Annotated in this window: 11 protein-coding genes; 4 read left to right on the forward strand and 7 right to left on the reverse strand. The window is 63.3% G+C overall.

Annotation, left to right across the window (positions count from 1 at the left end):
- Nucleotides 1-7 precede the first annotated feature (7 nt).
- The 7 genes from Thiosp_RS01380 to Thiosp_RS01410 form a co-directional block, all read right to left on the reverse strand.
- Nucleotides 8-1,216, reverse strand: a complete 1,209-nt coding sequence (locus Thiosp_RS01380) for a type II secretion system F family protein (RefSeq protein ID WP_201069091.1) — start codon at nucleotides 1,214-1,216, stop codon at nucleotides 8-10.
- A gap of 21 nt (nucleotides 1,217-1,237) precedes the next feature.
- On the reverse strand, nucleotides 1,238-3,235 hold the full coding sequence (gene gspE, locus Thiosp_RS01385; RefSeq protein WP_242519000.1) for a type II secretion system ATPase GspE: 1,998 nt from the start codon (nucleotides 3,233-3,235) through the stop codon (nucleotides 1,238-1,240).
- A 186-nt stretch (nucleotides 3,236-3,421) separates the two neighbouring features.
- Complete coding sequence (locus tag Thiosp_RS01390; RefSeq protein WP_242518998.1) at nucleotides 3,422-5,275, reverse strand: polysaccharide biosynthesis protein; 1,854 nt, start codon at nucleotides 5,273-5,275, stop codon at nucleotides 3,422-3,424.
- Nucleotides 5,275-6,213, reverse strand: coding sequence for an MraY family glycosyltransferase (locus Thiosp_RS01395; RefSeq protein ID WP_242518996.1), 939 nt, complete (start codon nucleotides 6,211-6,213; stop codon nucleotides 5,275-5,277). Before Thiosp_RS01395 ends, Thiosp_RS01390 begins: the two co-directional genes overlap by 1 nt.
- Before the next feature lie 254 nt (nucleotides 6,214-6,467).
- The gene (locus tag Thiosp_RS01400) at nucleotides 6,468-7,019 is read right to left on the reverse strand and encodes a DJ-1 family glyoxalase III (protein WP_201069090.1); all 552 of its coding nucleotides are present in this window, start codon (nucleotides 7,017-7,019) and stop codon (nucleotides 6,468-6,470) included.
- A 24-nt stretch (nucleotides 7,020-7,043) separates the two neighbouring features.
- Nucleotides 7,044-8,735 carry a S41 family peptidase gene (locus Thiosp_RS01405; protein WP_201069249.1) on the reverse strand — a complete coding sequence of 564 codons (1,692 nt, stop codon included), beginning with the start codon at nucleotides 8,733-8,735 and terminating at the stop codon, nucleotides 7,044-7,046.
- 137 nt (nucleotides 8,736-8,872) lie between these two features.
- Entirely contained in the window at nucleotides 8,873-10,075 is a 1,203-nt protein-coding gene (locus tag Thiosp_RS01410; RefSeq protein WP_201069089.1) for a murein hydrolase activator EnvC family protein, read from the reverse strand.
- 132 nt (nucleotides 10,076-10,207) lie between these two features.
- On the opposite strand from Thiosp_RS01410, the gene Thiosp_RS01415 reads away from it, so the two are divergent.
- From Thiosp_RS01415 to Thiosp_RS01430, 4 genes are read left to right on the forward strand one after another with little or no spacing between them, the layout of a single operon-like run.
- A complete protein-coding gene (locus tag Thiosp_RS01415; RefSeq protein WP_274607981.1) occupies nucleotides 10,208-10,630 on the forward strand; it encodes an ArsR/SmtB family transcription factor in 423 nt (140 codons plus the stop codon).
- Nucleotides 10,631-10,648: 18 nt separating this feature from the next.
- On the forward strand, nucleotides 10,649-11,074 hold the full coding sequence (locus Thiosp_RS01420) for a rhodanese-like domain-containing protein (RefSeq protein ID WP_201069088.1): 426 nt from the start codon (nucleotides 10,649-10,651) through the stop codon (nucleotides 11,072-11,074).
- A gap of 14 nt (nucleotides 11,075-11,088) precedes the next feature.
- Nucleotides 11,089-11,592: a protein-export chaperone SecB gene (gene secB / locus Thiosp_RS01425; RefSeq protein WP_201069086.1), complete on the forward strand. Its 504-nt coding sequence runs from the start codon at nucleotides 11,089-11,091 to the stop codon at nucleotides 11,590-11,592.
- A gap of 53 nt (nucleotides 11,593-11,645) precedes the next feature.
- Complete coding sequence (locus Thiosp_RS01430; RefSeq protein WP_201069084.1) at nucleotides 11,646-12,641, forward strand: NAD(P)H-dependent glycerol-3-phosphate dehydrogenase; 996 nt, start codon at nucleotides 11,646-11,648, stop codon at nucleotides 12,639-12,641.
- Nucleotides 12,642-12,760: the final 119 nt, after the last annotated feature.

Consider the following 12,760-nt stretch of genomic DNA (forward strand, 5'->3'; position numbering starts at 1 on the left):
GGTAGACTCAGAACACCAACTCGTTCGCGCCCAGAATGGCCATCAGGATGGAGATGATGATGCCGGCGACGATGACGCCGAGGCCGATGATCAGCAGGGGCTCGAGCAGGGTGAGCAGGCGTTGCACGGAGCTGCGGGTCTCGCGGTCGAAGATATCGGCCACTTTTGCCAGCATGGCATCGAGGGTGCCGGATTCCTCGCCGACGCGGATCATCTGCTGGGCGAGCTGAGGCAGGACTTCATGCTGCTGCAGCGGGCCGGCGATGCCGCGGCCGTGTTTGAGGTCTTCGGCCACATGATCGAGCCCTTCGCCAATCTTGCGATTGCTGATGACTTGTTTGGCCAAATTGAGCCCGCTCAGAAGCGGCAGGCCGTTTTTTAGTAGCGTCGAGAGGGTGTGACAGAAACGCGCGGTTTCCATCTTCCAGATCAGGTCTCCGAACAGCGGCAGCCCCATGACTTTGTAGTCAAAACGGCGGCGATTCTCGGGGTCCTGCAGCCAGCGTTCGACGAGCACCGCGATGATGGCGACGATGACCAGCAGCGCCCACCAGTAGTTGCGGAACAGGGCACCGGTGCTGACCACGATTTGGGTCGGCAATGGCAAGGCGGCGCCCATGTCCTCGAACAGCACGGTGAACTGCGGCACCACGAACACCAGCAGCAGGATCACCGACAGCCCGGCGACAAACAACAAAATCATCGGGTAAACCAGCGCTGAGCTGACGGTGCCACGCAGTTCGGCGCTGCGCTCAAGATAATCCGCCAGGCGCACCAGCACCTCATCGAGCGCGCCGCTGGCCTCGCCGGCGCGCACCATGTTCACGTAGAGCTTGGGGAATTGACCGCCCTGGGCCTCGAGCGCGGCGGAGAAGGTCGCGCCACCGCGCACGCGGTCTTGCAGGTCGGCGAGCACGCGCACCACGGTGTCGTCGATGCTCAAATCGCTCAACACCTGCAGCGAGCGGTCGAGTGTCAGGCCGGCTTCCAGCAGGGTGGCCAGCTGACGGGTGATGACCTCGATATCCTTGGTGGTCAGTTCCTTGCGCCGGCGCCTGGCGAGCCGCGCGGTCAGGCCGCCAGCCGGGCGCGTGACGAGCGGAATCAGCCCCTCGCCCTGGAGTCGGGCGATCAGGGCGGCCTCGTTTGCCGCTTCGTATTCGCCTTCGATCTCTTCGCCGTCGAGCTTGACGGCCTTGTACATGTAGCGGGCCATTGGTGTTTCCGTTAGGGGCGCCTAGTTCTCCTCGGCCACGCGCATGACTTCCTCGATCGTGGTGCGCCCGTCGAGCGCCTTGCGCAGGCCGTCCTGATAAATGGTCATCATGCCCTCTTCGCGCGCGATGCGCCCGATGTCGGTGGCGGTTTCATGCGCCAGCACCGCCTTGCGCACGCGGTCGCTCATCACGAGTACCTCGGCAATCACCAGCCGCCCCCTATAACCGGCGCCATTGCAGCTCTTACAGGCGCTGGTGCCAGCGCGATACAGCTGCACCGGGCCCTCGAGACCTGGCACCGAGCGCTTGAAGCGATCGGCGAGCTCGGGCCGCGCATCGAAAGGCTCGCGGCAATCAGGGCACAGGCGCCGCACCAGGCGCTGGGCCAAAATGCCGTTAATGGTGGAGGTGAGCAGGTACTCCTCCACGCCCATGTCGAGCAGACGGGTCACGCCGCTTGGCGCATCATTGGTGTGCAGGGTAGAGAGCACCACGTGACCGGTCAGGGCCGATTGCACCGCGATGCGCGCGGTTTCGAGGTCGCGCATCTCACCGACCATGATGATGTCCGGGTCTTGGCGCACAATGGCGCGCAGTGCACCGGCGAAGGTCATGCCGATGGACGCCTTGACCGGAATCTGATTGATGCCGGCAACCTGATACTCCACCGGGTCCTCGACCGTTATGATTTTGCGATCCGGGGTATTTAGCCGGCTCAGTGCGGTGTAGAGGGTGGTGCTCTTGCCGCTGCCGGTAGGACCCGTGACCAGGAAAATGCCGAAGGGTTGCTCCAGCACCTTGATCAGCCGGTCGCGCGGCGGGCCGTCGAAACCCAGGGCGTCGAAATCGAAGCTCACGCTTTCCTTATCGAGCAGGCGCATGACGACGCTCTCGCCAAACATGGTCGGCACCGTGGAGACACGCAGATCGAGTTCCTTGCCTTGCACCCGCAGCGGAATGCGCCCGTCCTGCGGCAGCCGTCGCTCGGCGATATTGAGCTTGGCCATGATCTTCACGCGCGAGATGACGGCTGCCGTGGAGCGCACCGGCGGTGACTCGGACTCCTTTAAGATGCCGTCGATGCGGTAGCGCACCTTGAGCTCATCGGCAAAAGGCTCGATGTGCACGTCCGAGGCGCGTGACTCGACCGCGCGCTGCAGGATCTGATTCACCAGCCGAATGACCGGCGCCTCGCTGGCCAGATCGCGCAGATGCTCGATGTCCTCCTCGCTGAAGTTGCCGAGCTCGGCGTCCAGATCGGCTTCCCCGGCGTCTTCGCTCGGATGCTCGTAGAGACGCTCGATGGCGGCTTCGATTTCGGTCGGCAGGCCAACGCGCAGGCGCACTGTGCGTGCAGTGGCCATGGCCACAGCCTGAGAGACAAAATGATCAACCGGATCGGCGACGGCGATTTCGAGCTCGCCATTGTGCTCGCGCAGCGGCAGCACCCGTGAGTCTTTCATGAAACGCAGGCTGATGGCGTCTTCGAGGATCGGGTCCTCGGGATAATCCTCCGCCGTCGCGCGCTCCAGACCGAGCACCTGCGCATAGGCGCCCGCCATGTCGCGATCAGACACCAGCCCCAGACGCACCAGCATGCCGCGCAGTGGGTCGCCGCTGTCGTCGGCCAACTTGCGCGCCCGCGCCAAGTCCCCGGCCGAAAGCTTGCCCTGTTCGTGCAGATGGGCAATCACCCGCGCCTCGTCGGCCGCGGTCAATTCCGTGGTGGACGGTGGGATATCCTCAACCAGCGATTCGGCGATGGCCTCGCCACCGCCTTCGCCCCCTTCGACCAAACCCGCCGCGGACGGCTTCTCCCCGGGAGCGGCCTTTGGATCAATCTCAGCGGAAGCGCCGAGCACTTGCTCCGCCGCGTCTAAGTCGACAGCGGGATTCAACCTCGGCTCGCGGCGACGACCGGAAAAGCGCAGGGCGTTGCGCAGCATGGGCAGCCGATCCAAGCCGGTCTTGGCGGCAACAGACGCTAGCGGATGCGCGGACGCTGACTCTGAAGGCATGGAATCTCCTGATCGTTGAGAACCTGGCCGCGCGAAAACGGCAAACTTCAGTCGGCCGCCTGAATCCGACCCCAACCTTGGCATTGTAGCCTTTCCGGCTTCGCGGTGGCGCACTGTCCAGGCAAATCCATTGAGGTCGCTCGCATGCGCGTGTTCCGGGCCAGCCAGCGGAATGCGCTTTTCAGGTCACGCGGACCATTCCGGCACCAAGCGGGCAAGCGCCTGGCGCAGGTGCTGTTCATCCCCCGCGTTCAGGGCGCTGAGCAGTCCCTCGAGCACCGCCAGGTCAATTTCAGCCGCCGCTGCAGTCGCCGGGCGGCGCGCGGCGCGGATCTTCGGATGCTGAGTTGGCAGGGTGTCTTCATCCTTGTAAAAGAGTTCCTCGAAACGCTTTTCGCCGGGGCGCAGGCCAATGTAGCGGATGGGAATATCGACATCGGGCTCGCGCCCGGAAAGCCGAATCATCTGCTCGGCGAGGAAGCGAATCTTGACCGGCTCGCCCATGTCGAGCGCAAAAATCTCCCCACCCTGGCCGATCGCCGCCGCCTGCATAATGAGCTGGCAGGCCTCGGGAATGGTCATGAAAAACCGCTCGACTTCTGGATCAGTCACCGTCAAGGGGCCGCCCTGCGCGATCTGGCGCTTAAACAAAGGCACCACGCTACCAGCGGAACCGAGCACGTTACCAAAACGCACGATAATAAAGCGCGTTTCAGAGCTTCTCGCTTGCTTAAGACACAGCTGCTCGGCTACACGTTTTGTTGCGCCCATGACGTTGGCAGGATTCACTGCCTTGTCGGTTGAGATCAGCACGAAACGCTCGCAGCCAGCCTGGGCTGCCGCAGTGGCGACCACCTGAGTGCCGAGCACGTTGTTTCGCACCGCCGCGCGAACCTGATCCTCAAGCAGCGGAACATGCTTGTAGGCCGCGGCATGAAACACGATCTGCGGTGACTCGCGCCGAAAAAGCCCGTTCAGAATCTCGCCATCGGTGACATCGAGCAAAAAGCGTCGCAGCGCGACATCCGGGTGCGTTTCGCGCAGTTCAAGCTCGATACGATACAGATTGAACTCGCAGGCATCGACCAAAATCAGTGATTCAGCCCCGGTTGCGATCAGTTGTCGGCACAGCTCGGAACCGATTGAGCCGCCAGCGCCTGTCACCAGAATGCGACGGCCGGCCAGTCCAGCGCGAATCCCGTCCCAATCGAGTTGCACCGGAGTGCGCCCGAGCAAATCTTCAATCGACACATCCCGCAGTTGATTGATGCTCACTTGTCCCGTCATCAGGCTCTCAAGCTGAGGGACGGTGCGAAAGGGTCGGCCCGAGCGCTCACAGCGCTCGACCAGATGTCGCATCTGGCGGGCGGAAGCGCTTGGCACCGCGAGCAGCACCAGATCGATGCCAAGACGCTCGACCAGCTGGGGCAACTCATCCACCGGCCCTTTGATTGGCACGCCATGAATGGCGCCCCCTCGCCGTCGCGGGCGATCGTCAACAAAGGCAATCGGCTGGTAGCGATGCGCCGGATCACGCAGCATGTCGCGCACCAGCATTTCCCCCGCCCGACCGGCGCCAACAATCAGCACCCGCTGCGCATCCTTAAGCGTCAGGCGCCGGTCTTTGATCGAGCGGTAAAGCAAGCGCGGGCCGGCTAATAAGACCAGCTGATAAAGCAGAAAAAGCACCGAGACCGAGCGCGGAACCTCCGCGAGCCGGTTAAGCACAAAGAGCGCAATCATGCTGAGCGCCGAGGCGGTGACCGCGGCTTTGAGGATGCGCGTCAGATCGGGCAGGGAAGCAAAACGCCACACACCGCGATAGAGCCCGAAAAGCCAGTAGACCAGCGCGCAGATCGGCAGCACCAACGCCAGCGCGCGCCAGGCGCTGTTCAAAAAAGGCGTGGGAATCGTCTCGAAATTAAACCGCGTCCAGAATGCCAGCAGCCAGGCAGTCGGCACCATGATGAGGTCGTGAGCGAACGCAGCCGTGCGCGAACGCAGCCGATTGTAGAGCGGATACAGTGCCGCCAAGCCCATCAGCGCAGCGCAGCCTGGCGCTTAATTTGACGCTCTGCCAGAGTCACCCGCCAGTGGATCAGCGCATAGATTCCCGCCCAGGCCAGGATCAAAGTCCACTGCTCGGTGATCGCAAGGCGGGGCGCGGCCACAGCACAAAGCGCTGCGGCTGCCATTAGCACACTGGCGCGCACAAGCGTTTTGCGGTGACTCCAGCCAGCCAGAACCAGACGCTGGTAATGATGGGAGCGGTGCGCCTCCCATACTCGCTCACCCTTCAAGGCGCGGCGCAACAATGTCCAGGTGGCATCGACGATGAAGGGCGAGAACGCCAGCACCGCTACCCACAGCGGGAATAGCCCTTGTTGCGCTCCCCTAAGACTGAGGCCGGCGGCGAAAAGACCCAACACAGAGGAGCCGACATCACCCATGAACAGCCGCGCTGGCGGGAAATTCAAGCTCAGAAAGCCGCTGGCCGAGGCTACAACAAGCGCATTGACCAGGGCAAAGAGCCAGGCTCCCTGAGAAAACCCAAGCCATGCCAGCGCACCAAAGCCAAAGAGGGCCATGGTCGCGGCAAAGCCGTCCATGCCATCCATGAAGTTATAAAGATTGATCATCCATACAATCAACAAAACACTCAGCGGCCACACCAGCAACGCTGGCAGCGGGGTCTGAATGCCTGGCAGCCCGCTGGTCTCCCAGCGCATGCCACCTGTAACCAGCACGGCCGCGGCGAGTATATGCGCCAGCAGTCGGTAGCGACGCGGCAGTTCGCGCAGATCATCAATCAGGGACACGCCGCCGACAATCGCGACCGCCAATAAGAGCGCGCCCAAAAGGCGTCCGACTTGCGCGGATGCAGGCCAGCCAGCAACGCTGATATACAGCACCAGCCCCAGGCTAAAACCTGCGATGATCGCCAAGCCGCCGGTGCGCGGCGTCGGCTGCTGGTGCAAGGAGCGCTCGTTGGGATGGTCCAAAGCTCGCAGAAAAGTCGCTATCCGCCCGTTTGCCGCCCTGGCTAACCATGCGCTGAGAAAACCGCTTGTCAGCAAGGCCAGCCCGAGGCTTAAGCTTGGTAACAGGACCTTCAAGCGCAACTCCCTAAAAAAACCGCTGGGGGAAAACTGCTAGCGCAGCGATCAGCCCAGGCGCGCGAGCTTTGCTCGCGGCAATTGCAGTCGGCACTCTCTGGCTGCGTCGTGCAGGGTCAAGTCCGCACCAGCGCGGCCGCGACCTTGTCGCGTTGGGCATCGCCTGAAAGCTGCGCGACCAACTCCAGCGCGAAGTCCATCGCGGTGCCGGGCCCGCGGGAGGTGACCACCAGGGCATCAACCACCACAGGCGCGTCGGTGAACTTCACCCGCGGATAGTCGGCGGGATCGACAGCGCCGGGATAGCTGGTGGCCTGGTGGCCATCGAGCAGGCCGGCGCTGGCCAGCACCTTGGGTGCGGCGCAGATGGCGGCAACCCGGCGGCCGGACTCGGCCTGGCGCCGCAGCAGATCGCGAATGCGCTGGTCACGCTCGAGGTGATCGGCGCCAGGCAGGCCGCCGGGCAGGACGATCAGATCGAAGGTCTGATCGAGCACGGCGTCGAGCGATTGATCAGGCAGCAGCACCACGCCGCGGCTGGCGCGCACCGGCCCGTCTTCCAGGCCGGCGGTGATTACTTCGATCTCGGCGCGGCGCAGCAAATCGATAATGGTCACGGCTTCGAGCTCTTCACACCCCTGAGCCAGGGGAACCAGTACGCGAGGCATCGTTATCGCTCCTCCAGTTCGGTCTCAGTTGCTTTGTGGCGGCACCAGAATCTCGGGCTTGAAAGAGGTGCGGGTGCGGGCGAGGCTGAGTGCTTTCAGCACATTCAGCGCCTCGCTGAGCTGATAGTCCTTTGCCGCCAGCGACTGCTCGGCGTCGGTTTCGTCCGCTGCATTCTCATCCGCCGCGTCGTCCTCTAAGTGCCGCACCAGATTGGCTTCCTTCAGTGGTGCCACGTCCGGCTTGTCGGCCAGAGTCAGGCTGCCGCGTTCCAGGCCAATGTCGGGCTCGATGCCATGGGCCTGAATCGAACGGCCCGAGGGGGTGTAGTAGCGGGCCGTGGTGAGCTTGAGCGCCGTGGTTTCATCGACCGGGACGATGGTCTGGACCGAGCCCTTGCCGAAGGTATCCGTCCCCATGATGATGGCGCGCCCCTGATCCTGCAGCGCTCCGGCGACGATCTCCGAGGCCGAGGCACTGCCGCCATTAACCAGCACCACCAAGGGGGCGTCTTCAAGGATGTCATCCGGGCCGGCCTTGAATTCCATGCGCGCGTCCTCGACCCGGCCCTGGGTGTAAACGATCAGTCCGCCACGCAGAAAGGCATCGCTGACGCCTACGGCACTATTGAGCACACCGCCTGGGTTGTTGCGCAGGTCCAGCACCAGCCCTTTGATGGGATCGCCGGTGGCTGCTGCGCTCGTCTCCGAGTCACTTTCGGTCAGATCCTGATCCTGCTCCGTCTCGCTTGGAGCTGCAGCTGACTCAGCGGTATCCGCTGGCTGCTTGGCCTTAAGTCTCAGCTCCTCGATTTTCCGGCGCATGTCCTCGGTGGTGCGGGACTGGAAATTGGAAACGCGAATATAGGCATAGCCCGGCTCAAGCATCCGCCCCTTGACGCTGGCGACCTGGATGATGTCACGCTCGATGGCGATCTTCAGCGGCTTATCCTCGCCATCGCGCATAATGGTGAGCTCAATGCCGGTGCCCGGCTCGCCGCGCATCAGCTTGACCGCGTCGCCGAGCGACATCCCTTTGACCGGCTTGTCATCGATGCGCACGACCACGTCGCCGGCTTGCACGCCAGCGCGTTCCGCCGGGGTGTCGTCGATTGGGGCGATGACCTTCACGAAGCCATCTTCCATCCCAACCTCAATGCCCAGGCCACCGAACTCACCCTTGGTGCCAACCTGGAGATCTTCATACTCCTCGGCATCCAGGTACGAGGAATGCGGGTCCAGGCCCGAGAGCATGCCCCGAATGGCAGCCTTGAGCAGAGCCTTGTCATCGACGGGCTCAACATAATCGCTCTTGATGCGACCGAAGACCTCGGCAAAGGAACGCAGCTGCTCCAGCGGCAGCGCAGACTCGTCCTCCTTCTCTGCAGCGGTTTCCGCTGCGTCTGCTTCGCCTTGGTCCTCGCCTTGATCCCCCGCAGTGTCTTGCGCATGTGAGTCCGGCTCGGCTTTGTTTTCAGCTGGTGCTGGCGCGGACTCAGCCGGCTGAGCAGCGGGCTGTGTCAGTGGCTCGACATCCGGCGCGGGGGTATAGGGTTTCGGCGGCTCTGCGCTCACCGCCAGGGTGGTCAGCGACAGCAGACAGGCTGCGGCAACCAGTGCAGGAGCGGCGATGACCGCCGAGCTGGCGCGCTGGCGAACAGTCTCCGACACCGAGCCTGAACACGGCATCCGATTCGCGGGAAAGGAAAGCTTGAGCATCATGATGATCGGTTCTCTTTATCGATGTTCCTGAGGTCGGTGTTCCTTGAGGTCGGTGTTCCCAAAGACTGGGTGCATTGTGACAATTTGCCAGCGCTTGGCAAGCGCTGCGGGTAAATTGGCCTAGCGAATGGCACCTAGCGAATGCCATCAGAGCACCAAAGGCGCGGGTCGAGCGGTCTGCCCTGGTGGCGCAGCGCGAAATAGAGCCCATCGCGGTCGCCACCGCCGCTAGCCCCAGCCAGTGCGATGGTCTCGCCGGCCCCGACCCATTCCCCGGGTTCCTTCAGCAGGCTTTGATTATGCCCGTAAATGGTCATGTAGCCATCGTGGTGGTCGATGACCAGCAGCAGCCCGAAACCGCGCAGCCAGTCAGCATAGACTACCTGCCCGCCATGCACGGCATGTACATCCTCGCCCGGCGTTGCCGAGAGCAGCACGCCGTCCCCATGCAGGTCGCCGGTTGCGCGCGGGCGAAAACTGGTTAGCACGCGCGCGCCGCGCACCGGCCAGTGCAAGGCACCGCGCCGAGCGGCGAGGCTCTCCCGGTCAAGGTCAAGCACATCGCGAATCTCACTCTGGCGGCTGAGCTCAGTGGCCAGCGCGCGCAGCTGCGCGGCATTCTCGCGCAGGCCTTCGACCCGATCACGACCGGCGGCAATGGTGCGCTCCAGGTTGGCGACGATCAACGAGCGCTCCTCCTGGGCCGCATGCAGCCGCTGGCGCGTTTCCTCCTGGCGTCGGGCGAGCTCGGCGAGGCGCTCGGCCTCAGCGGCGGTTTGCTGACTCAGTCCCTTGAGCCGTTTGGCTTGTTGATCGACCCGCGCGATCTGGCGCGCGCGCCTTTGGCCAAGGGCGCGGTAGTAGCCGAACAGGCGCCCGCTGCGGGTGACGTCCTCCTGATTGAGCACCATGCGCAGCCGATCACCGCGGCCCATCGCATGCGCGGAGCGCAACAGCTCGGCCAGCACCGCGCGCTCGGCGTCCAGCTCCAAGCGCACCGTCTCCTGGCGCACGCGCAGCTCAGCCAGCGCCTGGCGTTGCTCATCCACCATGGCACCGAGCTGCCGCCCGCCCAGCGCAAGGGCCGAGATATCGCGCTCGGTTAGCTCGAGATCAGCATAGAGTTGGTCACGGCGGGCCTCGCGCTCACGCAGATCGCGCTCGAGCACCTCCACCTGCTGCTCGATCGACGACAGGCTTTGCGAGTCGCCTGACCCTGCGTCCGCCGCTCCCGCTGCATCCAGCCCTGGCTCGCCCTGGGTAACGGACCAGGCTAGCCGCGGCGCAAAAGTTGACAGCAGAGTTGACGCCAGCGCCGCCCACAGGGCCAGTCTCATCCAAAACGTGCGATTTTGTCGTACCGCAGCGCCAGCCGAAACCACCGCGCGTGGGTTTTTGCTTGCCAGATGCGAGAAAAAGCTTATCATCCCTATGTCAATCAGCATTCGATCATCTTTTGATCATGAGTCATGGCATCCGATTCAAAACAGCCGTTCGCAACGCCCGGCGCGCCACCGCCATCCGCCAATGCGCCGCAAGAGGCTGCGCGGGCTGATCCTTTGGCCGATGCGTCAGCCGACCCACTCAGTGAGGAGCTACTCACCGACGACGGCGACATCGAGCGCGCCTCGCGCTCCCTTAAGGCCATGTCGCATCCGCTGCGGCTGAAAATTCTGTGCATTCTTGGCGATGAGGAAGTCAGCGTACAGGATATTGTTGAACACGTCGGCACCTCACAAAGCAATATCTCCCAACATTTGGCAATTCTTCGCGACAAAGGCATTCTTGCTTCGCGCAAGGACGCTAATCGGGTATTTTATCGCGTCAGCGACTCGCGTACCCTGCAGCTCATCCGCCTGATGCGCGAGGTTTTCTGTCACCACGGCCACTGAGGGTAATATTTACTTGCCATGCTTGCCCAACTTGTTGAATTTGCCGGCAACCACTGGATTCTGTTCCTCGCCCTGATCGTCATCTCAGCCCTGCTGATCCATAACCTGATCGTCGGCGACAAGGGCTCGGTCGACCCCTTGGGTGCAACTGATCTGATCAACCGTCGTGAAGCCGCGGTGATCGACGTGCGCCCAAGCGGGGATTATGCCAAGGGGCATATCATCAACGCGGTCAACATCCCGATGAATGGCTTCCGCAACCAGACCGGCACCCTGGCAAAATTCAAGACCAAACCCGTTGTGATCTCCTGCCGCTCGGGCTCGCAATCGCAGATGGCCTGCGGCATCCTGCGCAAGCAGGGCTTCGAGGAAGTCTACAACCTGCGCGGCGGCGTCATGGCCTGGCAGAACGCCAATTTGCCCCTGACCCGCAAAAAGCACTGATCAAAAGGTTACCTATGGCTGAGAAAGACACCCCAGAGCAGGCGCCAAATGCGGCGCCAGAGCAGCAACAGGCTCAGGATCATCAGGTCCTGATCCGCACCATCTACACCAAGGACCTCTCCTACGAAGGGCCCAATGTTCCCGAGATCTTTCGCGATGAATGGAAGCCCGAGGTCGCGCTGCAATTCGACATCAAGGTGAATCCGCTGGTCGAAGACACCTTCGAGGTGGTACTCACCCTCACCGTCACCGTAAAGGTTGGCGAGAAAACCGCTTACCTGGTCGAGCTGCAGCAAGCCGGCATCTTGAGCGTAAAAGGATTCAAGGAAGAAGAGCTCGCGCCCTTGTTCTATGTCTATGCGCCGAGCGTCCTCTTCCCCTACGCGCGCCAGACGGTGACGGACCTGGTCGCCAAGGGCGGTTTTCCGCACCTGGTGCTGCAGCACATCCATTTCGACCAAGTCTACGCGCAAAAGGTCGCCGAGCAGCAGGCCGCCGCCGGCACCAAGCCGCACTGACGCGAGATCAGCTCACCGCCAAAGGCGCCTGATCCAATCCGACGGGAGACAGCATGGCAACAGTGGCAATGATCGGGGCCGGCTCCTGGGGCACCGCGCTCGCGCTGCAACTCTGCCGCAACGGCCATCAGGTGCGCCTGTGGGGACATGAACCCGCGCTGATGGAGCGCATGGCCGAGGCGCGCGAAAACCGCGATTTTCTGCCCGGCTTTGCGCTGCCGCCAGCGCTGGAGCCAGTCAGTGACCTTGCCACTGCGGGGGCGGATGCTGATGCGGTGGTGATTGTCGTACCCAGCCAGTTCTTCGCCAGCGTGGTTGCCCAACTGCTCCCGCTGCTGCCCGCGGACATGGGCATTGGCTGGGCGACCAAAGGCTTCGACCCCGAAGGCGGGCGCCTGCTGCATGAAGTGATCCGTGAGCAGTCACCCCAGCGCGAGCTAGGTGTGCTGTCCGGCCCCAGCTTTGCCGGCGAGGTTGCCAAGGGCTTGCCGACCGCCGTCACAGTGGCAGCCAGTAGCGAGGGCTATGCGCGCTCGCTCGCGGCGCTCTTTCATGGCCAGCGTTTTCGCACCTACCACCACGATGATCTCATCGGCGTGCAGGTCGGCGGCGCCGCAAAGAACGTGCTCGCGATCGCCACCGGCATTGCCGATGGCCTCGGCTTTGGCGCCAACACCCGCTCAGCGCTCATCACCCGCGGCCTGACCGAACTGATCCGCCTCGGCTGCGCCCTCGGCGCCCGGCGCGAGACCTTCATGGGGCTCGCCGGCCTCGGCGATCTGGTGCTCACCTGCACCGACAACCAGTCGCGCAACCGTCGCCTCGGCCTGGCGCTGGCCGCCGGCACCCCCCTCAAACAAGCCCAGAGCGACATCGGCCAGGAGGTGGAAGGCGTCATCACCGCCACCGCCGTGCACAAGCTCGCCACCAGTCACCAGGTGGACATGCCCATCTGCGAGCAAGTCCATGCCGTGCTCTACCAAGGCCGCACCCCGCAAGAAGCCACTACCCGACTGCTCGAGCGCGCCGGCAAGCCCGAGCTCGACTAAAGCCCGCCCCAAGCTGGCCGTTAGCCCGTGTTGGCGAAAGGCGGAACAGCCACGAACAGCGGCAGCCAAACCCAGCGCCGATTAGCGTGGCGCATTTTATCCCTCAAGCGCAGGGCGCT

It is taken from the genome of Thiorhodovibrio litoralis (assembly GCF_033954455.1).
In the GTDB taxonomy this organism is placed as follows: domain Bacteria; phylum Pseudomonadota; class Gammaproteobacteria; order Chromatiales; family Chromatiaceae; genus Thiorhodovibrio; species Thiorhodovibrio litoralis.

Bases quoted from the DNA above. Each gene is read 5' to 3' on its own strand.
- Thiosp_RS01380 (WP_201069091.1), bottom strand. From the start codon at position 1,216: ATGGCCCGCTACATGTACAAGGCCGTCAAGCTCGACGGCGAAGAGATC.
- gspE (WP_242519000.1), bottom strand. From the start codon at position 3,235: ATGCCTTCAGAGTCAGCGTCCGCGCATCCGCTAGCGTCTGTTGCCGCC.
- Thiosp_RS01390 (WP_242518998.1), bottom strand. From the start codon at position 5,275: ATGGGCTTGGCGGCACTGTATCCGCTCTACAATCGGCTGCGTTCGCGC.
- Thiosp_RS01400 (WP_201069090.1), bottom strand. From the start codon at position 7,019: ATGCCTCGCGTACTGGTTCCCCTGGCTCAGGGGTGTGAAGAGCTCGAA.
- Thiosp_RS01405 (WP_201069249.1), bottom strand. From the start codon at position 8,735: ATGCTCAAGCTTTCCTTTCCCGCGAATCGGATGCCGTGTTCAGGCTCG.
- Thiosp_RS01410 (WP_201069089.1), bottom strand. From the start codon at position 10,075: ATGAGACTGGCCCTGTGGGCGGCGCTGGCGTCAACTCTGCTGTCAACT.
- Thiosp_RS01415 (WP_274607981.1), top strand. From the start codon at position 10,208: ATGGCATCCGATTCAAAACAGCCGTTCGCAACGCCCGGCGCGCCACCG.
- Thiosp_RS01420 (WP_201069088.1), top strand. From the start codon at position 10,649: ATGCTTGCCCAACTTGTTGAATTTGCCGGCAACCACTGGATTCTGTTC.
- secB (WP_201069086.1), top strand. From the start codon at position 11,089: ATGGCTGAGAAAGACACCCCAGAGCAGGCGCCAAATGCGGCGCCAGAG.
- Thiosp_RS01430 (WP_201069084.1), top strand. From the start codon at position 11,646: ATGGCAACAGTGGCAATGATCGGGGCCGGCTCCTGGGGCACCGCGCTC.